We start from the raw sequence: 22772 nt of genomic DNA on the forward strand, positions 1-22772 counted from the left end.
ACCAAGTCTAATGTTATAATAAAGGAAATTAAAAGATTACTAAATATAATATTGAAATTGAAAGGACTACATAATGACTTGTCTTATTTGTGAAAAACTAATTAGCCCCGAAGAACTAAAAGAATTAAAGGAGCAATATCATCACTTAATACAAATCCACGAAAATAAACTTTTACAAACTCATTTCCAATGTGCAGGTGATGGTATCATATACTAATAAAATGAACCACGGAGTAATCCGTGGTTCATTTTCATTGTACTTAATACTATAATTTAGTTCCTTTAAATTTTCCAGCAGCGATTTCTGCATTAATTCGTTTTTTAAATACTAATAAATAAACCATTGGTAATACCACACTACCACCAATAAAATTACCTAACAATGTTGGTAGCATATTCATTATTGAAAATGTTCCAAAATCTTGACCAACCATACCATTATTTAAAAATAAACCAGTCATTCAAACATAAGCATTAGCAACAATATGTTGAAAACCAGAAATTCCAAATGCTAAAATTACAAAGAAGCATAATAATACCTTAGTTGCTGAATTTTTAACAGACATATTCATTCAGAACAACCCCGCAATTAAAATATTACAATAAATGCCACTAACAAAATTTTTTAAAAAAACTGTCCAATTAAGATTACTCGGACTAGAACCGATTTTCTTATCATAAATATACTTAAAAGCATTATAAAACTCAGAATCAACTTTCATATGTCCCATTAAATAAGTAGATATCGCAACAATTAATGCTCCTAAACAATTACCAACTAATACTAAAGATAAATTTACAAGCATGCGACGCAGTTTTGCTTCTCTTTTAACTATTGGTAATAATGTCAATGAATTAGAAGTAAATAATGTCCCACCAATAAAAATAACCATTAATATTGCTGGCGTAAAAGTTAGTCCTGTAATTAAAGCAATCATACCAGAAGGCATCCCATTAGGTTTTAAATTTCCATTACTGTCTTTAATAATAAATCCTGATAAAGCAACAATAACAATAACATAAGCAATTGCTACAAAAAAACCTGCCATAATGCCAAATAGAAATGTCTTATATCACGGATCGCGTAATTTTTGAAAAGCATATTCAAATACTTCAACAAATGTCTCTTCATGTGAAATATGATCTTTAATAAGGACAGCATTACTATCATCAAAACTATGTAATGGTTTTTCTTTTGAACTCATTTATTAATCTCCTTTGAAGCTCATATTAAAAAATAAATAAATATTTTCAATTATTTATATTATGCCAAATTGTAAAGTTAAGTGCAACTAAATTATTTTTCTAACCAAATATTCGATTGGCGAAAGATAATTTAGTATTTTTCTTGGTCTTTGGTTTAAAGACAATATAAATTTATGAACTGCATTTTTAGTAGTGTTTGAAAAATTAAATTTTTTAGGAAATTTTTCTCTAATTAAACCATTAGTATTTTCATTAGTACCTCTTTGTCAAGGTGAATATGCATCAGCAAAATAAATTTTCACATTTAAATTTTTTTCAAGTTGTTGTCAATTAGCAAATTCTTTACCCCTATCAAATGTTATAGTCTTAACAAGATTATTTGGAAGAATTGATAAATAATGACTAATATTTTTGTTAATAACTTTAGTAGTTCTATTTTCAACTAATATTGCTAAAGTAAATCTTGATGTTCTTTCAACTAAAGTTATTAAACATGATTTACTTTTACCTCGTGATGATACTACAGTATCACCTTCTCAATGGCCAAGAGTTATGCGATTATTAACATTTCGTTCTTTAATGGATTTACCATTAAATTTACCCCGATTTTCTTGAGATTTTCGTTTCTTACCTTTTCTTCTTAAATTTTTACTAGTAACCTTTTCAAGTAATCCAGAATAAATTCAATTGTAAATTGTTTTAAAACTAATAATTCATTCTTGATGAAAATTTTTAATTCTGCCATAAATTTGTTCAGGCGATCAACCTAATAATAATTTTTGTTGTACATATTTTACTAATTCTCTATTTTTAAATTTATGAAAATAAACATGTAATTGTTTTCTATTTTCTGCTTTATTTTGTGCAATTAATGAAAAATAATGATTATTATCTTTATTTCTATTAACTTCTCGATTAATAGTACTAATACTTCGATTAAGATTTTTAGCTATTTCACTAATTTTTACTTTAAATTTCAATTGATTCTCAATATAAATTCTTTCATCTATGCCAAGATGTTTGTATCCCATATAAAAACTCCTTAAATTTACTTTTTCTAAAATAAACTTAGCATCATGAAATTTTTATATGAAATCTTTTGCAATTTTATTTACTTGCACTTACAAGTATAATTCAGCTTATGTAATAAAAGATTAAAAATTACAAGAAAAACAAAATAAAAAAAGCAGAATATTCTGCTTTAATTTTCTTTATGGTACCTAAGGTCGGACTCGAACCGACACAAACTTTAACCGTTTACTGGAGCTTAAACCCAGCGTGTCTACCAGTTCCACCACTTAGGCACTAATGGTACCCCGTGCAAGGCTCGAACTTGCGACCCTCTGGTTAAAAGCCAGATGCTCTACCGACTGAGCTAACGGAGCATATTAAATTTGGCTGGGGAGGGTGGATTTGAACCACCGCATCAAGGAGTCAAAGTCCTTTGCCTTACCACTTGGCTACACCCCAACATTATGGTGGAGGGAGAGGGATTCGAACCCCCGAACCCTAAGGAGTTGGTTTACAGCCAACCGTGTTTAGCCACTTCACTATCCCTCCAAATAATTTATGGTGCTGGCTATAGGAATTGAACCTACGACCTACCGCTTACAAGGCGGTTGCTCTACCTGCTGAGCTAAGCCAGCAAATGGTGGGTTGTGACGGGATTGAACCGCCGACCGCTCGCTTGTAAGGCGAGTGCTCTCCCAGCTGAGCTAACAACCCATTTAATTTAGGACTTTATAATAATATAAAAAAACATTCTCATTGTCAATTATTTTATCTTTAAAGGTCGCGTTTAGTTTTCTTAGGTATTTTTTAAAAAAGAAAAAATAGTCATTTACTATAAATTATTTCAATATGCAAATTAAGTATATATTTCTTATGTATGATTTTTGTTGTAAAAAATTATTTTAATGTTGTTTTTATAAGCATTTTACTTAGTTTTTATAACCTTTTATTAAGAATATGTTTGTTAATATTAAATATTTTGTTTTATTAATTATTTTTCAAGTAAAAAGGTAATAAATTTTTAGTTGCTTTTCTTTCAAAATTATTCAAATCTTTACCCACCTAACAAAACTTTATGCGCCCATCTTTAAAAATCCTAAATATAATAATAATTTTAAAGTATTAATTATTTAAAAATTAAATAATCCTTTAATTATTAACTCTTACCTAATAACTTAAACATTTTTTTCTTATATACTTCAACACCCGGTTGATTAAAAGGATTAACTTCTAGTAAATAAGCACTCATTGCACAAGCTTTAAAGAAAAAGTACACTAAGTAACCAAACATTATTTCATCCATTGTTTCTAACTCTAAAATAATATTAGGAACTTTCCCCTCATTACTATGCGCATCAATTGTTCCTTCTAAAGCTAAAGCATTAATTTGATGTAAAGAATAATTAGTTAAATAATTCAATTGATCTACATCATCACTATTAGTAGCAATTTTAACATCCAAAGAGGGCTTTTTAACTTGTAAAACTGTTTCAAATAAAACTTTACTTCCCTCTTGAATAAATTGTCCTAAGGAATGTAAATCAGTAGAAAAATTAACACTAGCAGGTAAAATTCCTTTACTATCTTTTCCTTCTGATTCACCAAATAACTGTTTTCATCATTCAGCCAAACTAGACATCTGACTTTCATAACTAACTAACATTTCTACAGGATATTGCTTTTCTTGATGTAATATTGTTCGCACAACAGCATATTTATATGCTTGATTTTCTAAAGTATCATTACTTAAATCTGTATATGCTTGATTAGCTCCCAGCATAACCTTATCAATATCAATTCCGGCCATTGCCATTACAAAAATACCAACAGGCGTTAATACTGAAAATCTACCACCAATATCATCAGGAATAACTAAAGTTTCATAACCTTCTTGATTTGCTAAGTTTTTTAAAATCCCATTTTTAGCATCAGTCGTAGCAATAATCCTTGTTTTAGCAATTGCTTTACCTTTTTGTTGCTCTAATAAATCTCTAAAAAGACGAAAAGCAATCGCTGGTTCGGTTGTACTTCCGGATTTAGAAATAACATTAATAGCAAATTCTTTATCCTTAACATATTCTAAAACTTGATTAGTATATGTTGATGATAATGTATTACCAACAAATATTATTTCTAATGAATCTTGGGAATATAATCCTTTAATCATATCAATAGCTGCTTTAGCGCCTAAATAAGAACCACCAATACCAATAACAATTAAAACTTGAATTTCAGGAATTAATCGTTTAGCAATGACTTTCATCGCCTCTCATTCAGTTTTATTATAATTTTTTGGCAAATCAACTCAACCTAAAAAATTACTGCCAAGACCTTTCCTTTCAGTAATCATTGTTTTATGAATTGAATGAATTTTATCTTGATATTTATTAAGTTCTTGATCTGTTAAGTGTGTATAACTAATATTTGTTTTAATCATCTATTATTCGTCACTTTCACTGATTTGTTCACTATTATCAATTCATTGCGATAAGTTATTAGATAAATCTTCAAATCCTGCTCCTGATTCTTTAATATGTACGGACCCACGATTTTGTTCTTCTTTATGAAGTGCTTTATGACTTAAACTTAGTTGCTTTTTATCAACATCAAAATTTAACACTTCTAAGCGATAAACTTTTTCAACTTCTGCAAATTCATTAATATCTTTAACATATCCATCAGAAAACTGACTAATATGACACATCCCAGTTACTCGCTCTGGCTTTGACTGTGAAGAAGTACTGTCTTCATTAACGTTATCAACGATGTTTTCAATAACATAAAATACACCTCATGGTAAAACAACAGTACACTTTGCTTCAACAATGTCACCTTTTTTATACATAAAATCTCTCCTTTGATTTCAGTAAATATTTTCATATATTCACATGATACCTAATTATAACATTGAGAAAAATAAATATTCATTTTTATTTGCAAAAAATTTACTTTTTATAAAAAATATAAATATCTTTAAAAATTAAAATTTTTCAATTCCAATTTCCGTTATTACTTGATGCATTAAAATATGATTTTTATCAACTGTTATTTCTTCTATAGTTTTTTGTCAACTATAACCAATTCCAATAATTGGATTTTTAAAATCTACTAAAGTTCGGTCATAATATCCTTTCCCATAACCAACCCTAGCGCCGCTACTATCATACGCTAAAAACGGTAAGAAACAAATATTAATTTCCGAAGTCATTAACATTTTACATTAGACTTGGTACATAACCTTTAATTTTATCTACTATTTTGATAATTATTTTTTAGATGAAATACAAATGTTAGATAAATACAAAGATAAAAATGAATTTTATAGTTTAGTCGGCATAAAATGTTATAGTTATGTACCAAGTCTATTGCAAATTAGGTTGTAAAATATTGTAATTATTATCAATTACTAAATCATCAAAACTAGTAATTTGATAAAATAATAAAGAATTATCATCTTGCATTCTTGGTAACCCAACAATCTTGTCATTATTAAAACAAAAACTAATTAAAAGATTAACATTAACTTCTCCCCTAATAGGTGAAAATAAACCAATTATTTTTGCTTTTTGAAAATCGTCATTATTAGTAATAAAATTAATAATTTTTTGATCATATTGTTCTTTATCATCTTTTACCATTGCTAATCTTACTTTTAAAGCTGATTTTCGTAATAAATGTTTATCAAACATCTAAGCACCTCCTTATAATTTATTATAACATCATTAAAAATCCACTACTTGCTAATAATGAGCACTGCTTACGATTTGGTTGCTTTTTAGTATGAGCAAATACAATTAAGTCTTCTAAAATATCACTATCATAATCTTTAATATTAATCATTAATGAATAATTATTTAAAATTGCTATTGCTTGATATTTTGATTTATTAGTAATAGTTTGACAAATCAAGTCAGCACTAGAAGTTGCAATTGCACAAGCATAACCCATAAACCGAGCTGAGACAATAACATCATTGATAACTACTAACTGTAAATTTAACTGATCAGCACAACTTAAATTAGGTTGCAATCGCTCAATTGCTTGGTTATGTTTAATAAAACCTTGATACTGAGGATTTTGATAATGATTAATAATTATCTTTCTTCATTCATTATAAGAAATCATCAATAAAATTACCTCCTGTTTTTAATGCGATAATTAATTTATCAACATCTTCTTTAGTATTATAAATATAAAAACTAGCTCGTAATGAACTTTTAACACCAAGTACTTGATCAATTAAACTAGCACAATGACTACCACTGCGAAGACAAATATTGTGGTTATTAGCTAAATTAACTGATACATCGTGGGCAACAACATTATTAACATTAAAAACTAAAATGCCACTTTTAGCATTAGGATTATAAATTGTTACATTTAAATTTTCCCTTCGTATTTCATTAACAGCATAATCTTTTAAACTAGTAATATGATTATGAATTGTTTCTAAACCAATATTTTGTAAATACTTAATCGCTTCTTGTAAACCAAAAATACCAGCAATATTTTGCGTTCCTGATTCAAAACTCATATATCCTTGTAGTAAAGAATATGTTCCATTCTCATTAATAATACCATTATTACCGCCGCCTAATAACATTGGTGCTAATTTAGATAACATCATATTTTTTCCTCATAAAATACCAATACCCGTTGGTCCTAACATCTTATGACCAGAAAATACTAAAAAATCAATATCTCAATCTTGAACATCAGTTTTAATATGACCAACTGATTGAGCACCATCAATAATAACAATAATGTTAGGATTATATTGTTTAATTGCTTGACAAATCGCTTTAGTATCATTAACAGTTCCTAAAACATTACTTATATTTGCAAAACTAACAATTTTAGTTTTCGGTGTTAATAATTTTTTAATATTAGTAATAGTAATCGTTAAATCTTCCAAACCAATATATTTAATCTTTGCTTGTTTAGTTTTTGCTAAACGATACCAAGGTAATAAATTAGAACTATGTTCAGCCATTGTTAATAAAATCTCATCATCCTTAGAAATTAATGTTTCTAACCCTAAAGCCAATTGATTTAATCCAAAAGTAGTTGAAGGAATAAAGATAATCTCACTATCCTTACCATTAATAAATTCAGCAACTAGTTTACGAATTTTTTGAATATTCTCATTACAATCATAGGCTAGTAAAAAATCAGTATTATGAGGATTAGTAGAATATTTTAAATAATAATTAATAATATTGTCAATAACACATTGTGGTTTTAAACTAGTAGCACTATTATCTAAATAAACAATATTTTTATTTTTCTGAAAAAAGGGAAAATCTTTCTTAATATTTTTTATATCTGTCATTAATTAATTTCTTCCTTTCTATCTTTAACTATTTTAATAATTCATTTAATTATTGTCTATCTACAAATATTAGATATAAGAATTTTTAATAACTTTAAGAAATTATTATTTAATTAACTACTAGTATATTTTACCTAATTTAGGCGATAATTGCTATCCTTAACATAAAGTGCCCGTATGGGCGCATAAAGTTTTGTTAGGTGGGTAAAGATTTGAATAATTTTGAAAGAAAAGCAACTAAAAATTTATTACCTTTTTACTTGAAAAATAATTAATAAAACAAAATATTTAATATTAACAAACATATTCTTAATAAAAGGTTATAAAAACTAAGTAAAATGCTTATAAAAACAACATTAAAATAATTTTTTACAACAAAAATCATACATAAGAAATATATACTTAATTTGCATATTAGACTTGGTACATAACCTTTAATTTTATCTACTATTTTGATAATTATTTTTTAGATGAAATACAAATGTTAGATAAATACAAAGATAAAAATGAATTTTATAGTTTAGTCGGCATAAAATGTTATAGTTATGTACCAAGTGTAATATACCACAGACTTATGACAAACACAAGAGATTTTTTAAAAAGGGATTTTAATTTTATAGATAAGTATTGATAGGGTAAAAACCCCTTATTAAATATAGGGATTTGTAAAAACACGATTTTACTAAAAACCTAGCAAAATCAAGGTTTTATTGAAATATCAATACTTATCTATAAAATTAAAAAAAGAGATGATAAATTATAAAATAATGCAGAAAATTTTAAAAAATAGTTTATAAGACTTGGTACATAACTATAACATTTTATGCCGACTAAACTATAAAATTCATTTTTATCTTTGTATTTATCTAACATTTGTATTTCATCTAAAAAATAATTATCAAAATAGTAGATAAAATTAAAGGTTATGTACCAAGTCTAATTAATAAATCACGATAATCCATCGTATTTATTCGCGTACCAATTTTTAACATTAGAAAATGACCTCGTTTGTTTTCTAATTCTCTACGAGCATTTTTGTAATTTTTTTCTTTATGTCCGGTATGAAAAGTAACTAAACGAATTCTTTGGTCTTGTTTAACTTTCTTATCTAATGTCGTTAAAAATGTCTCATCTAGTTGAATATATAAATCCTTATTTTTGACATCAATTCTAGTTTTAGTTTCTTTTTCTGCTAGTTGAAAATATTCGGCAATATCATATTTATTTAAAATTCTTGAAATACTAGCTTTTGAAATATAACAATGATTTAGAGCATCTAAAACATCGCGATAGCGTTTACCATCGCCCAAAAGATTTAAAACTTTAAATTGGACATCAAAATAAATGCGTTGTTTTGGCAATAAACCAATTTCTTTATCTAATAAACATACATATTCAAATTTACCTGATTTTTGATTTCAATATTTATATCGGCGTCGTTTAAAAACAACTTCACCAAAAATTGTAATAATTGTTCTTGATGCAAAATGAACTACTTTATAACCTTGTTTTAACCGATAATGATATTTATATAAGTATTCATCTAATTTTTCATATTCATTAGCTAGTTGTTCGCATTTGTTGGTGTACATATTTTTATGGGTTGTAAATAAACTGAATCAATGTTTATTTTCTGGGTTTTTTACATTAGACTTGGTACATAACCTTTAATTTTATCTACTATTTTGATAATTATTTTTTAGATGAAATACAAATGTTAGATAAATACAAAGATAAAAATGAATTTTATAGTTTAGTCGGCATAAAATGTTATAGTTATGTACCAAGTCTAATTAAACAATCAACAATTATTTGAAGACAAATTTATAAATGGGCAATGCTTGATGAAAATAATAATCGACAGAAACCTCGCATCAAACAATTTTTACAAGCTAGTAGAATGAGACAATTATATGAATCAGATATCACATTAGAAAAGTTTAATTGACTGTATTTAGGATATATTTCATATCACTGAAAAAAAATTGTTACTCAATATGAAAGGGTTGTATTATATGAAAATGATATTATTTTATATGGTGCTGATTTTGAGGCGATAACTAGTAGACCAGTTTATATTGACCCGCAAGAAAATAATGCTTTGTTTAATAAGTATGCTTCTGGGTTAGAAGAATTTTTTATTACTAATGAACAAAAATTACCTAATGCTGTTCTTTTGGAATTACGATTAAAAGATAAAGGGGAAATTCAAAAAGATTTATTATTTGAAGAAATGCAGTATTTTTTTCTTATTCCCATTCATATTAATCTTTAAATTTTTGAAAGGTGTGTATTTGAATGAAAATAGTAAAATCAATGTTATTTTTAATGTTAGTTTTTAATTTCTTTACTTATCGATGAATTGTTTTTCATAACATTAACTATTCACAATCAATTGTAAACCTTAGAGACAATGATAATATTTACCAATTAATTAATAAAATATCACCAATATTAGCAACTATGATTAATGAAGATAATTTCACTTGAATATTACCAAATGTTAAAGAACAAAATATTTTAGATATTAAATCTAATTTAACTTATGAAGAACTAGATATAACACATACAGGAAAAGTTACAATTAATATACCTTCATTTAAAGCTTTATTATTCTATTACTTTTTTAAGGATGTTAAATATTTGTCATTACTTTTTAATAATTGAGTTTATAAACATAGTTTAAATTTAGAAGAAAATAAAGTCCTTTTAGTTACTGAATTTTTAAAATTGATGAAAGTTATTGATATTAATACTTTTGAAGTTTCAGAAGATAATGATGAAAATTTTTCATTAATGTTAGGTTTTTTAAATAACTTTTGTAGTGAAAATCGCTCGGAACATCTTATTAATTTAATTAATAGTTTTTTTATTAACAATATTATTAATGCTAAGATGGAGGGTTTTACTAGCTGAATTACTTTAGAAACAATATCTAATCCAGAACAGTTTACAGGAGGTTTAAATTTATTAATAGCAAAAAATATTATTGAAGCTCAAAAATTTTATGATTTATTGTCTGTTGTCGCTTTGGAAGCATTTTTTGAATCTAATGTTATTAGTTATCGTAATATTAATAATAATATTAAAATTATTTCTACTGAACATTATCAACGCTATACTAAAAGTTTGCATTTTGAATGTTATTTACCAACGGTTTTTTCAATTTGTACTCAATAAAATTAAATTTTAGTAGAGGAGATTAATTTCTTGAAATTATTATCATTAGTTTCAATAGTAACGACAATAAATTTTATTCAAGTTCCCATAAATCAAATTTCACTGTGCGTTCAACAAGATAATAAAATTTTCAATAATATACCTTGTCAACAACAAGATAATAATATTTTCTTTAATGAAGTAAAAATGGAGTATAGACTTGGTACATAACCTTTAATTTTATCTACTATTTTGATAATATTATTTACTAGGTGAAGTACAAATGTTAGATAAATACAAAGACGAAAATGAATTTTATAGTCTAATAGGCATAAAATATAAAACTTTCATGAAAATGGTAGAAATTTTAAAAGAAGCTAAAGCTAAACAAAAACAAATTGGTGGTAGACCAAATAAATTATCAATAGAGCAAAGATTACTTATGACTTTAGAATACTGAAAAGAATATAGTACATATCGTATTATTGCAAAAAAATATAATATTAGTCATGTTAGTTGTATTCGTAATATCTTTTGAGTTGAAAATACTCTAATAAAAAATAGTCACTTTCATATACCTGGCAAAAAGATATTATTGGAACATAAAGTTACTAATAATAATTTATTAGCAATTGATGCTACAGAAATTCCAATTGAAAGAATTAAAAAAAACTAAAATTATTATTTTCTGGTAAGAAAAGGCAACATTCATTAAAATCGCAAATAATTATTGATTTATTTAACAATAAAATTATTTCAGTAGATTTTTGTTATGGCAGTATTCATGATTATAAGTTATTTTTAAAATCAAATACACTTATAAATCCAAAATTAGAATTAATTGCCGATTCAGGCTATCAAGGTTTGCAAAATGTTCATAAAAATACATTATTGCCAATTAAAAAGAGTAAAAATAATCCCTTAAATCCAGATAAAAAGGAATATAATAGCTTTTTAAGTAAAGTTAGAATTGCCATTGAACATGTTTTTGCTAGATTAAAAAGATTTAAAATACTAGTTTATCGTTATCGCAATAAGATTAGAAGATTTGGATTACGATTTAACTTAATTTCAGGAATATATAATTTTGAATTAAGCTAGTTATAGTTATGTACCAAGTCTATAATAAAAATCCAAAATAAAGAAATTATAGATTAATTTTTTGGAGAAAGGCTGTTGATTTTTGAATAAATTTTATTAATTAGTAAAAATTCACGAAAGGGATTTAATTAATATGAAAAAAATACTAGGAATTTTAGGAACAATAACAATAGCCGGAAGCGGAATGGTAGGACTTGTCGGAAACGCCCCGGCTCCGACAAAAGAAAAACATAATATTATTAAACGAGCTCCTGTTGGACAAGTAACAAAAGATGAAAATTATATTGATTATCAGCTATTTGTTTTTGAATCAGATAGATTATATGTAGCTATTTCTCGACATACATGACAAGCTATTAAAAATATACATAATGCAAATATTAATAATAAAAATGAATTTAATAATCAGGTTTATCATTTAATAAGTAATTTTAGAAGAGATAATAGAGCAGATTCAAGCTCTAATAATGCTATTGTTAAAGCAATCTGAGATAATTTTGATAGATTTAATGACGAGTACAACGCACTAGATTCATGAGTAGGGTTACGAATTGTAATTAATCATAATAGTAATTTGTTTGAAGTTGGAGGGCAAATATACTAATTAGTAATTTTTAACATTTATGGAAATAATATAAAATTATATTATTTCCATTTTTAATTAGCTGAATTATACTTGTAAGTGCAAGTAAATAAAATTGCAAAAGATTTCATATAAAAATTTCATGATGCTAAGTTTATTTTAGAAAAAGTAAATTTAAGGAGTTTTTATATGGGATACAAACATCTTGGCATAGATGAAAGAATTTATATTGAGAATCAATTGAAATTTAAAGTAAAAATTAGTGAAATAGCTAAAAATCTTAATCGAAGTATTAGTACTATTAATCGAGAAGTTAATAGAAATAAAGATAATAATCATTATTTTTCATTAATTGCACAAAATAAAGCAGAAAATAGAAAACAATTACATGTTTATTTTCATAAATTTAAAAATAGAGAATTAGTAAAATATGTACAACAAAAATTATTATTAGGTTGATCGCCTGAACAAATTTATGGCAGAATTAAAAATTTTCATCAAGAATGAATTATTAGTTTTAAAACAATTTACAATTGAATTTATTCTGGATTACTTGAAAAGGTTACTAGTAAAAATTTAAGAAGAAAAGGTAAGAAACGAAAATCTCAAGAAAATCGGGGTAAATTTAATGGTAAATCCATTAAAGAACGAAATGTTAATAATCGCATAACTCTTGGCCATTGAGAAGGTGATACTGTAGTATCATCACGAGGTAAAAGTAAATCATGTTTAATAACTTTAGTTGAAAGAACATCAAGATTTACTTTAGCAATATTAGTTGAAAATAGAACTACTAAAGTTATTAACAAAAATATTAGTCATTATTTATCAATTCTTCCAAATAATCTTGTTAAGACTATAACATTTGATAGGGGTAAAGAATTTGCTAATTGACAACAACTTGAAAAAAATTTAAATGTGAAAATTTATTTTGCTGATGCATATTCACCTTGACAAAGAGGTACTAATGAAAATACTAATGGTTTAATTAGAGAAAAATTTCCTAAAAAATTTAATTTTTCAAACACTACTAAAAATGCAGTTCATAAATTTATATTGTCTTTAAACCAAAGACCAAGAAAAATAATAAATTATCTTTCGCCAATCGAATATTTGGTTAGAAAAATAATTTAGTTGCACTTAACTTTACAATTTGGCTTTACAACAAAAATCATACATAAGAAATATATACTTAATTTGCATATTGAAATAATTTATAGTAAATGACTATTTTTTCTTTTTTAAAAAATACCTAAGAAAACTAAACGCGACCTTTGTAGATTTTATGTTTTAATTATCAACATATATTAGACTTGGTACATAACTATAACATTTTATGCCGACTAAACTATAAAATTCATTTTTATCTTTGTATTTATCTAACATTTGTATTTCATCTAAAAAATAATTATCAAAATAGTAGATAAAATTAAAGGTTATGTACCAAGTCTATTATATAAAATTATATGTGTTATAATTAAAAAAATCTTATTCATTTTGAAAAGAGGGAAAATATTAATGTTAATTAAAAAACTTTATGAAACATATAAAGCCATTGTTGGTCAAGAAATTACTTTAAAAGGTTGAGTACGAACTAATCGTGATTCTGGTAAAGTAGGTTTTATTAGTTTAAATGATGGTAGTTATTTGGATAGTATTCAAGTTGTTTATAATCAAGAAATTAAAACTTTTAATGAAATTAAAAGTTTGCGAACAGGTTCTTCAATTGCAGTAACAGGAGTATTAGTTTTGCCAGATAAAGGTAAGGAATTGTTTGAAATTAAAGCAACAAATATAAAAATATATAATAATGCTGTGGAACAATATCCATTACAAAAAAAAGAACATTCTAATGAATATTTACGAGAAATTGCTCATTTACGAGCTCGAACTAATAAGTTTTGAGCTATTTTTAAGATTAGAAGTAGTGTTAGTTATGCGATTCATTGCTTTTTTCAAAGAAATGACTTTTTATATTTGCATTCACCAATTATTACTAGTAATGATGCTGAAGGTGCAGGTGAAGCATTTATTGTGACAACTCGTGAAGATAATAATTATCAACAAGATTTCTTTTCTAAAAAGGCTAATTTAACTGTTTCTGGACAGTTAAATGCTGAAGCATATACACAAGCATTTAATCGTGTTTATACTTTTGGACCAACTTTTCGAGCCGAGAAGTCTCATACTTCTCGGCATGTAGCTGAATTTTGAATGGTAGAACCAGAGGTGGCATATAGTTCGTTAGAAGAAAATATCAAATTAGGAGAAGAATTAATTAAATATATTATTAATTATATTTTAGAAAATAATAAAAAAGAATTAAAGTTTCTAAATGATAATGTTGATAATAATTTATTAGATAAACTAAAGACAGTAGTAACTGTTAAATTTGTAGTTATGACTTATGATGATGCGATTATGGAATTAATTAAAGTTAAAGACCGTTTTGAAAATCAAGATATTCATTGAGGAATGGATTTACAAACTGAACATGAAAGATATTTATGTGAACAATTAACTAATAAGCCAACATTTATTATTAATTATCCACAAATTATTAAAGCATTTTATATGAAAACTAATGAGAATAATAAAACTGTTCAAGCAATGGATTTATTAGTCCCTGGAATTGGCGAATTAATTGGTGGTAGTCAAAGGGAAGATAATTATGAAAAATTATTATCAAAAATGCAAATGGCTAATTTAGATATTAAGGATTTTCAATGATATTTAAATTTAAGACAGTATGGGTATGCTCCAAGTGGTGGTTTTGGTTTAGGATTAGAACGATTAATTATGTATTTGACAGGAGTGACAAATATTCGTGATGTTTTACCATTCCCACGAGTACCTAATAGTTTAGAATTTTAAAAAAAGATAAAGTTTGTTAAAACTTTATCTTTTTAATTAGTAATTTCTTCATGTGTTTTAGCAAATAATAAAGTTTTACTTGTATAAAGGTCATAATCAGTTGTAATTGATTGTACATGCCCAGCATCTTTTATAATTAATAGTTCACTAATTTGTTTTTCTTCATCACGAATTTTATGATGATAAATATCATAAGCCATATGTAATGGAACAAAATTATCTTTTTCACCATGAATAATTAGTAATGGGATAGTAGCACATTTTTTTAAATTATTTTTAGGAACTAATTTTTTAACTTTTAGTTCATTAACTAATCGTAATGATAATCGCATTACTGATATTGTTCAAAATCAATGTTTTTTAAAAATTGTCATACTCATCCATCGTAGTTGTTCAATAAAACTACTATAAGCACAATCACTAATTGCTCAAGATACTTTTAATTCTTTAATTTTTTCACTGTATTCTTTAATGAATTCAATAATAGTACTTCCACCCATTGAATTACCAATTAAACCAATTGATTGGACAATAAAGTTCTTATGTAAATATTTTATTACCATTGCTAGATCATGTTTTTCAAAAAAACCAAATCCAATAGTTTTAGTACTAGATTTACCGTGGTTGCGTGCATCAAATGATACAATATTGTATCCTTCATTATAAAAATGTCTTGTCATTCTTAAAGCTAAAAATTTGTTTTCTGTTCATCCGTGCATGGCAATAATTCATTTGTTATTTTTATTATTAGGATTAATTAAAATTAAACTGCTAAGAATAGTATTACCATTAATAATTTCATGTTCTTGAAATTTGAGATTATTTTTTTCTTTTGTGCTGAAAGCAATTAAAGAATTGTTTTTAATAATACTATCAGTAGTTAAAACAGCTAAACTATATTTTTCAATGCCATGATATAAGGGGTCATATTTACCAAATCGATGAAATGTATTGGTGAAACGAGGCATAACATAAAAATTTTTACAACATATATATAATAGATATCATATTAAAATAGGGAAAGTTAAAATAATGATAATTAAACTAAAAAATGATAGTCGTTTAAACTTTCTTGGTAGGGGATTTTTAATTTGCGTAATTTCCATAATTTTAACCTCATGTTTTAGTAATATATTTATTTTATCATTAGACTTGGTACATAACTATAACATTTTATGCCGACTAAACTATAAAATTCATTTTTATCTTTGTATTTATCTAACATTTGTATTTCATCTAAAAAATAATTATCAAAATAGTAGATAAAATTAAAGGTTATGTACCAAGTCTATTTTATTAATATTATATGATAATAAATTAATTAGGTAATATATAAAGGCAAATGTTATAATTACTATATTGAGGGAGTGGTAATGGTGACAATCAGTTTTATTTTAACTAGTTCTAATGATAATAATAAGTTGGAAGTAACATTAAATAGTATTTTAAAACAAAAGGGTAAAGATTATGAAATTATTATTGTGGATGATAAAGCAAAAGATGATACTCTAGAATATATTACTAAATTTTTTCAAGAACATAGTGATACTATTAAAGTTATTAGTAGCTGAAAGGAAATTGAAACCGCTAATGCTTGAAATTTAGCATTAAGTAATGCTAAAGGAAGTTATGTTTTATTTTTACAACCAGGATATAAATTAATAAATAATTTTATGGAAAATATTATCCAAGAAATTAATAATAATGATGAACCTGATTTAATTGAATTTATGGTTCAATATTCTAATGTTTATCATCATATTTCTTCACGAAGATTAAAAAATAATAATTTGTATCATCCTCTTTTAAATCGGGAAGTCTTTGCTTTAATTCATCATTCACTATTTAATAAGTTATTTAAAAAAAAGATTATTACTAGTCATAAAATTACTTTTCGGCGTTCTAATCGTTTTGATTTACTATTTATTTATAAAATATTACCGTGAATTGAAACTTTATATACGAGCACTAAAATATTAGTAGATATTGAAATTGAGCCATTCTTGAATTTTAATAGTTTTGATTTTTTAAAGCAATGAGTTCATATTTATAACTATTATAAGCAAATAAACTTAGCAAGAGAGTTAATTGAAGAATTAGAATATGCATTTGTTCGCTTTCATTACTATACATTTTTAAAAGTTATTGCTCCAATAGGAAATAAAGTATTAGTTAAAAAAGCTATTCAAGAAGTTACAAATAAAGTTACGAAAAGATTTCCTCACTGAGAAAAAAATCAATATCTCAATTTAGTACCAAACGATTTGTTCAATAAAGATGTTGCCAAAGATTGAAAAAAATATTTAAAGAATTTTGTTTAATGGATATTATGAAAATTAAAACTATTAGTAGTGATAATGACACTATAAGAAAAAAAACGCCATATTTTTTAGTAAAACTTTGAAAAGTAATTTTTGCTAGAGTGATTGATTATATAATTATCAGTATGATTATTTTTATTATTACTTGGGGAATTTATCAAAATCAATATCTTAATGACTGACAAAAAGCAATTATTAATCATTTTAGTGCATTTTCATTATTAATGTCTTATTTTGTTATGATGCCATATTTTTGTCAAGGTAGAACAATAGCAAAATTTATTTTTTGTTTTAAATTAATCAAAGAAGGTCAAAATAAGATTCGGATTTGAGATTTATTATATCGGGAATTGTTTATTACAATTATTCCGTGAGTAATTTTGATTATTAGTAATTTATTTGTTAGCTTAGTTTTTAAATATCCAATTTTTATTTTTAATTATCAAAACATTTTTGTAATTACTAAACCACAACATTCTTTACCGTTAGCTGTAACAATTACATTAAGATTAATGGGATTATTTTATTTATTATGATATGGTTCATTAATGTTACTTTATAAGTTTGATGTTAAAAATCAATTATTCTTTGATCGCTATTTACACATTTATATTGTTAATGTTCGGTATCATCAAGAGAAAAAGCAAAAAAAAGAAAAATTACAAGATAATAAAATTCATATTCATTTACAAGAGTCTTTACCGGGAACTATTGATAGTAAAGAATTAAAAGCAATTGAAGAGTTATAAAAGGAGTAGAAGATGAATATAAACCATTTAAATGAAGAACAAAAATTAGCAGTTTTAAGTAGTGAAGGTGCTAATAGAATTATAGCTGGTGCGGGAAGTGGCAAAACAAGAGTTATTATTTATAAAATTGCTCATTTGATTCATAATTTGGCCATTAGTAGTAATCAAATTTTAGCCGTAACTTTTACTAATAAGGCAGCTAATGAAATGAAAAGTCGATTAAATGAATTGGTTGGTGATCAATCTAAATATACATGAGTTCATACATATCATGCCTTTTGTGTTCGAGTTTTAAGAAATGATATTGTGGTTTTGGGATATACAAAAGATTTTATTATTATTGATACTGTTGATAAAATTAATATTTTAAAAGATATTATTAAAAATAAGCAATATAATTTTGATAGTAATGAAATTAAGAAAGTTAGTAGTATGATTTCTTATTGAAAAAATCATCAATTATCATATAGTGATATTATTAATAGTGATTTTTATCATGAACATAAGCAACAATGATTAGAAATTTATAAGATTTATTTACAAAATTTGCCTAAGAATAATATGGTTGATTTTGATGATTTATTAACTTTAACTTTAGAATTATTTTCACATCATGCAGAAGTATTACAAAAGTGACAAAAACGATTTTCGTATGTTTTAGTTGATGAATTTCAAGATACTAATGAATTACAGTTTGAATTAATTAATTATTTAGTAAAAATCCATCAAAATATTACTGTTGTTGGTGATCCAGATCAAACAATTTATTCTTTTCGCGGGGCAAAAGCAAGATTAATTTTAGATTTTGATAATTATTTTCCTAATGGGAAGACTTTTATTCTTAATCAAAATTATCGTTCAACACAAAATATTTTAGATGTGGCAAATATTCTTATTAGTTATAATCATTCACGAATTGCTAAAGATTTATTTACGATGAATGACTATGGTAGTAAGACAAAATTATATCATGGCAATACTAGTATTCGTGAAACTAACTGGGTGGCAAAAGAAATTAAAAAGTTAGTTGAGAAAAAAATTTTATTAAATAATATTTTAATTCTTTATCGTGCTAATTATCTTTCTCGTGATTTAGAAGAAGCATTAATTAATAATCATATTAATTATCGTATTTATGGTGGTTTTAAGTTTTTTGAAAGAAAAGAAATTAAGGATGTTTTAGCTTACTTAAAAACTTTAGTTTATGGTGATCAATTATCAACAGTAAGAGTTTTGAATTTGATTAAAGGTGTGGGGATGACAACAATTAATAATTTAATTGAACAATCACAAAATAATCATCAATCGCTTTTAGAATATTTAATGGTAAATGTTGCTAGTTTAAAACCATCAATAATTGAATTAGTTACATATTTAAAAGTTTGAAAAGAGAAACTAAAATCATATGAAAAGATGACTTTATTCAGTCAAGATTTTTTAAATAACGGTAATTACTTACAGCAATTAGCAGATGGTTTTGAGGAAGAACGCTTAGAAAATGTTAAAGAATTATTTAATCATATGGAAAATTATGATTTGCAAAATGTGGATTCATTACAAGGAATGGAATTATTACAACATTATTTACAAGAAGTTAGTTTATATGTTGATCAAGATGAAAATTCTGCTAATCAAGATAGAGTTAGTTTGATGACGATTCATAATGCTAAAGGTTTGGAATATGATTTTGTATTTATTATTGGTTTAAATGAAGGCATTTTTCCTAATACTTTAAGTATTGAAGAAGGAATTTCTGCTATTGAAGAAGAACGAAGAGTTTTATATGTTGCGATTACAAGAGCAAGAAAAGGATTATTTTTAAGTTATAGTGAAGGGTTTTCTTATGTAACTAATAATTACCGCTTACCTTCAAGATTTGTTATTGAAATTAATCCTAGTTTATTAGAACTTAAAAGCGATGAACAATTAGAAGATACTAAGCGGTCATTAAGTTGAACAATACCGAAAAATATTTCTTTAACACCAGCAAAAAAATCGCAATGAAAAACTGGTGATGTTATTCAACATTCTACTTTTGGTAAAGGGATTGTAACTAATATTTTAAATTCTAATGTTGAAGTTGCTTTTAATAGTGGGATTAAAGTTTTACGATCTAATCACCCGTTATTAAAGAAGGTTTTGAGTGAAGATTAAATATCTAGTTTTTAATTGCTGTTTATGTTAGTATTAACTTACATTTATTAATTATTATTTATTGATGTAAAAAATTAAAGGAGAAATAAAAATGTCATCATTTAAAGCTAAAATTACTGATCCAATTGGAATGCATGCGCGACCGGCTGCGATTGTTGTTAAAGAGGCTTCAAAATATAGTTCTACTATTAAAATTAAAGTTAATGGTCGTGAAGGAAATTTAAAGTCAATTATGAATATTATGGCTTTAGGAGTTAAAACCGGAACAGAAGTAGAAATTGAAGCAATTGGTAAAGATGCTGATGTTGCAATTGCTGGCATTAAAAAAGCAATGAAGGATAATAAATTGGTTTAATATAAAATTTAAAAATACGAATAATTTCGTATTTTTATTTTGTTTTTTTTAAGATTGCAATTGTTATTGGAAAAACTGAACTTTTTTATATATAATTACTAGTAAACATATATAGAAACGAGGACATATTATGGAGTTGAAAGCTATTGGTGCTTCAAACGGAATTGCCATTGCTAAAGTATATAAGTTAATTGAACAACGAATTGAAGTTGAAAAAGAACAAGTTACTAATATTGAAGAGCAATTACGAAATTTAGAGCAAGCGTTGGATATATCGCTTACTGAAATTCGGAAATTATATACCGAAACTCTTAAAAAGCTTGGTGAAGATAAAGCTAAAATTTTTATGGCTCATGAGCAAATTATTAGTGATCCCACTATTATTGATGAAATAAAACAGATGATTACTAGTGAACAAGTTACTAGTTCGTATGCGAGTTTCGTTATTGCTAATAAATATATTGCGATGTTTAAAGCGATGGATGACGCTTATATGCGTGAAAGAGCAAGCGATATTGAAGATGTTACTAATCGTTTAATTAAGCATTTATTGGGAATAAAAATTCAAGATTTAGCAATTATTGATGAAGAAGTAATTATTGTTAGTTCTGATTTAACACCATCGCAAACAGCACAATTAAATCCGGAATTTGTGAAAGGATTTCTTTGTGATATTGGTGGTAGAACTTCGCATGCGGCGATTATGGCGCGTAGTTTAGAAATTCCAGCGATTGTAGGTTTAAAAGATATTACTAGTAAAGTAGAAAATGATGAACTAATTATTATGGATGGAAAAACTGGTGTTGTTATAACTAATCCTAGTAGTGCTCAACAAGTTGAATGAAAAGAATTGCAAACGCAATGAAAAATTAAGCAACAACAATTGCAAAAATATAAGGATGAACCAACGATAACTTTAGATGGGCATAAAGTTACTTTAGAAGGAAATATTGGTTCTTTTCACGATGTTGATAGTGTTATTGATAATGGTGGCAACGGAGTGGGATTATTTCGTTCGGAATTTTTATATATGAATAGTAATCAATGGCCAACAGAGGAAGAACAATTCCAAGCATATAAAGCTGTCTTAGAGAAAATACCTAATGATATGGTTGTTATTCGGACACTTGATATTGGTGGTGATAAGCATTTATCGTATTATCAGTTTGAATCGGAAATGAATCCTTTTTTAGGTTATCGTGCAATTCGTTTGTGTTTAGATCAGATTGATGTTTTTAAAACGCAATTGCGAGCATTACTAAGAGCATCGGTTTATGGTAAATTAGCAATTATGTTTCCTATGATTGCTACTGTGAATGAGTTTAAAGAAGCTAAAGCCATAACTTTGCAATGTAAAGAAGAATTAAAGCAAGAAAATATTGCTGTTAGTGATGACATTCAAATTGGAATGATGGTTGAAATTCCTGTTGCTGCGGTAATGAGTGATATTTTTTCTCAATATGCTGATTTTGTTTCGATTGGAACTAATGATTTAATTCAATATGGAATTGCTGTTGATCGAATGTCACCGAAGGTATCATATTTATATCAACCTTATAATCCAGGAATATTAAGACTAATTAAAATGACAATTGATGGTGCTCATTTAAATAAGAAATGAGTTGGAATGTGTGGCGAAATGGCAGGAGAAATTTTGGCATTACCATTATTATTAGGAATGGGATTAGATTACTTTTCAATGTCATCAACATCAATATTAGAAGCAAGAAAAATTATTAATAGTTTAACTAAAAAAGAGACAGTTATTCTTGTGAATGAGGCTTTAAAATGTCATAATGAAAATGAAGTAATTACTCTTGTTACTAAATTTTTACAAGAAAAGAAATTAATTTAATGTTTTTAAATATGATATTGGCAACGACAACAATAAATAAGAATATGGGTATTGCTTTAACTGTTAGTTGTC

The 22772-nt window shown here is 25.6% G+C and carries 24 protein-coding genes and 6 tRNA genes; 13 read left to right on the forward strand and 17 right to left on the reverse strand.

Annotation, left to right across the window (positions count from 1 at the left end):
- Window positions 1–266: 266 nt before the first annotated feature.
- The 14 genes from ACFEL5_RS05900 to ACFEL5_RS05965 all read right to left on the reverse strand — a co-directional run bounded on the left by ACFEL5_RS05900 (window position 267) and on the right by ACFEL5_RS05965 (window position 7549).
- A complete protein-coding gene (locus ACFEL5_RS05900; protein WP_342189454.1) occupies window positions 267–1205 on the reverse strand; it encodes a formate/nitrite transporter family protein in 939 nt (312 codons plus the stop codon).
- An 87-nt stretch (window positions 1206–1292) separates the two neighbouring features.
- Window positions 1293–2237, reverse strand: coding sequence for an IS30 family transposase (locus ACFEL5_RS05905; RefSeq protein ID WP_338966716.1), 945 nt, complete (start codon window positions 2235–2237; stop codon window positions 1293–1295).
- 183 nt (window positions 2238–2420) lie between these two features.
- Window positions 2421–2510 (reverse strand) — tRNA-Leu (locus ACFEL5_RS05910).
- 5 nt (window positions 2511–2515) lie between these two features.
- A tRNA-Lys gene (locus tag ACFEL5_RS05915) sits at window positions 2516–2591 on the reverse strand.
- A gap of 10 nt (window positions 2592–2601) precedes the next feature.
- Window positions 2602–2676: transfer RNA gene (locus ACFEL5_RS05920), tRNA-Gln, on the reverse strand.
- Window positions 2677–2682: 6 nt separating this feature from the next.
- A tRNA-Tyr gene (locus tag ACFEL5_RS05925) sits at window positions 2683–2766 on the reverse strand.
- Between the two features lie 10 nt (window positions 2767–2776).
- Window positions 2777–2852, reverse strand: a tRNA-Thr gene (locus ACFEL5_RS05930).
- A 3-nt stretch (window positions 2853–2855) separates the two neighbouring features.
- Window positions 2856–2931 (reverse strand) — tRNA-Val (locus tag ACFEL5_RS05935).
- A gap of 442 nt (window positions 2932–3373) precedes the next feature.
- Window positions 3374–4654 (reverse strand): glucose-6-phosphate isomerase, encoded by a 1281-nt coding sequence (locus ACFEL5_RS05940; protein WP_338968864.1) that lies wholly within the window; start codon window positions 4652–4654, stop codon window positions 3374–3376.
- A gap of 3 nt (window positions 4655–4657) precedes the next feature.
- The gene (locus ACFEL5_RS05945) at window positions 4658–5062 is read right to left on the reverse strand and encodes a S1 RNA-binding domain-containing protein (RefSeq protein WP_375315213.1); all 405 of its coding nucleotides are present in this window, start codon (window positions 5060–5062) and stop codon (window positions 4658–4660) included.
- Between the two features lie 135 nt (window positions 5063–5197).
- The gene (locus ACFEL5_RS05950) at window positions 5198–5431 is read right to left on the reverse strand and encodes a 5-formyltetrahydrofolate cyclo-ligase (RefSeq protein ID WP_375315214.1); all 234 of its coding nucleotides are present in this window, start codon (window positions 5429–5431) and stop codon (window positions 5198–5200) included.
- Between the two features lie 148 nt (window positions 5432–5579).
- A complete protein-coding gene (locus tag ACFEL5_RS05955) occupies window positions 5580–5906 on the reverse strand; it encodes a 5-formyltetrahydrofolate cyclo-ligase (RefSeq protein ID WP_375315215.1) in 327 nt (108 codons plus the stop codon).
- 22 nt (window positions 5907–5928) lie between these two features.
- A complete protein-coding gene (locus ACFEL5_RS05960; RefSeq protein WP_338968971.1) occupies window positions 5929–6342 on the reverse strand; it encodes an iron-sulfur cluster assembly scaffold protein in 414 nt (137 codons plus the stop codon).
- Entirely contained in the window at window positions 6329–7549 is a 1221-nt protein-coding gene (locus ACFEL5_RS05965; protein WP_342277846.1) for an aminotransferase class V-fold PLP-dependent enzyme, read from the reverse strand. Before ACFEL5_RS05965 ends, ACFEL5_RS05960 begins: the two co-directional genes overlap by 14 nt.
- Before the next feature lie 481 nt (window positions 7550–8030).
- Between ACFEL5_RS05965 and ACFEL5_RS05970 the strand changes: the two genes are divergently transcribed.
- Window positions 8031–8183 carry a hypothetical protein gene (locus tag ACFEL5_RS05970; RefSeq protein ID WP_375315216.1) on the forward strand — a complete coding sequence of 51 codons (153 nt, stop codon included), beginning with the start codon at window positions 8031–8033 and terminating at the stop codon, window positions 8181–8183.
- 95 nt (window positions 8184–8278) lie between these two features.
- On the opposite strand, the gene ACFEL5_RS05975 is transcribed toward ACFEL5_RS05970, so the two are convergent.
- Window positions 8279–8422, reverse strand: coding sequence for a hypothetical protein (locus ACFEL5_RS05975; protein WP_375315217.1), 144 nt, complete (start codon window positions 8420–8422; stop codon window positions 8279–8281).
- A 50-nt stretch (window positions 8423–8472) separates the two neighbouring features.
- Window positions 8473–9141, reverse strand: coding sequence for a UPF0236 family transposase-like protein (locus ACFEL5_RS05980; RefSeq protein WP_375315218.1), 669 nt, complete (start codon window positions 9139–9141; stop codon window positions 8473–8475).
- Between the two features lie 122 nt (window positions 9142–9263).
- On the opposite strand from ACFEL5_RS05980, the gene ACFEL5_RS05985 reads away from it, so the two are divergent.
- From ACFEL5_RS05985 to asnS, 7 genes are all read left to right on the forward strand, one after another.
- Window positions 9264–9824 (forward strand): hypothetical protein, encoded by a 561-nt coding sequence (locus ACFEL5_RS05985; protein WP_375315219.1) that lies wholly within the window; start codon window positions 9264–9266, stop codon window positions 9822–9824.
- Between the two features lie 23 nt (window positions 9825–9847).
- A complete protein-coding gene (locus ACFEL5_RS05990; protein WP_375315220.1) occupies window positions 9848–10729 on the forward strand; it encodes a hypothetical protein in 882 nt (293 codons plus the stop codon).
- 262 nt (window positions 10730–10991) lie between these two features.
- Window positions 10992–11384, forward strand: coding sequence for a transposase family protein (locus ACFEL5_RS05995; RefSeq protein WP_375315019.1), 393 nt, complete (start codon window positions 10992–10994; stop codon window positions 11382–11384).
- Between the two features lie 59 nt (window positions 11385–11443).
- Window positions 11444–11809: a transposase family protein gene (locus ACFEL5_RS06000; protein ID WP_342224590.1), complete on the forward strand. Its 366-nt coding sequence runs from the start codon at window positions 11444–11446 to the stop codon at window positions 11807–11809.
- 133 nt (window positions 11810–11942) lie between these two features.
- On the forward strand, window positions 11943–12413 hold the full coding sequence (locus ACFEL5_RS06005) for a hypothetical protein (protein WP_375315221.1): 471 nt from the start codon (window positions 11943–11945) through the stop codon (window positions 12411–12413).
- A gap of 168 nt (window positions 12414–12581) precedes the next feature.
- Complete coding sequence (locus tag ACFEL5_RS06010; protein WP_375315118.1) at window positions 12582–13526, forward strand: IS30 family transposase; 945 nt, start codon at window positions 12582–12584, stop codon at window positions 13524–13526.
- A gap of 384 nt (window positions 13527–13910) precedes the next feature.
- On the forward strand, window positions 13911–15266 hold the full coding sequence (asnS, locus tag ACFEL5_RS06015) for an asparagine--tRNA ligase (protein WP_375315222.1): 1356 nt from the start codon (window positions 13911–13913) through the stop codon (window positions 15264–15266).
- Window positions 15267–15298: 32 nt separating this feature from the next.
- Here asnS and ACFEL5_RS06020 read toward each other — a convergent pair whose 3' ends face one another.
- On the reverse strand, window positions 15299–16234 hold the full coding sequence (locus tag ACFEL5_RS06020; protein ID WP_375315223.1) for an alpha/beta hydrolase: 936 nt from the start codon (window positions 16232–16234) through the stop codon (window positions 15299–15301).
- Window positions 16235–16639: 405 nt separating this feature from the next.
- Between ACFEL5_RS06020 and ACFEL5_RS06025 the strand changes: the two genes are divergently transcribed.
- The 5 genes from ACFEL5_RS06025 to ptsP all read left to right on the forward strand — a co-directional run bounded on the left by ACFEL5_RS06025 (window position 16640) and on the right by ptsP (window position 22700).
- Window positions 16640–17587, forward strand: coding sequence for a glycosyltransferase family 2 protein (locus tag ACFEL5_RS06025; RefSeq protein ID WP_375315224.1), 948 nt, complete (start codon window positions 16640–16642; stop codon window positions 17585–17587).
- On the forward strand, window positions 17587–18336 hold the full coding sequence (locus ACFEL5_RS06030) for an RDD family protein (RefSeq protein WP_375315225.1): 750 nt from the start codon (window positions 17587–17589) through the stop codon (window positions 18334–18336). The genes ACFEL5_RS06025 and ACFEL5_RS06030 overlap by 1 nt, the downstream gene beginning before the upstream one ends.
- A gap of 12 nt (window positions 18337–18348) precedes the next feature.
- Complete coding sequence (locus ACFEL5_RS06035; protein ID WP_342189971.1) at window positions 18349–20490, forward strand: ATP-dependent helicase; 2142 nt, start codon at window positions 18349–18351, stop codon at window positions 20488–20490.
- Between the two features lie 91 nt (window positions 20491–20581).
- Window positions 20582–20845, forward strand: coding sequence for an HPr family phosphocarrier protein (locus ACFEL5_RS06040; RefSeq protein WP_338968560.1), 264 nt, complete (start codon window positions 20582–20584; stop codon window positions 20843–20845).
- Between the two features lie 130 nt (window positions 20846–20975).
- Window positions 20976–22700 carry a phosphoenolpyruvate--protein phosphotransferase gene (gene ptsP / locus ACFEL5_RS06045; protein WP_338966736.1) on the forward strand — a complete coding sequence of 575 codons (1725 nt, stop codon included), beginning with the start codon at window positions 20976–20978 and terminating at the stop codon, window positions 22698–22700.
- Window positions 22701–22772 lie beyond the last annotated feature (72 nt).

The organism is Spiroplasma endosymbiont of Tipula paludosa (assembly GCF_964264785.1).
In the GTDB taxonomy this organism is placed as follows: domain Bacteria; phylum Bacillota_I; class Bacilli_A; order Mycoplasmatales; family Nriv7; genus Nriv7.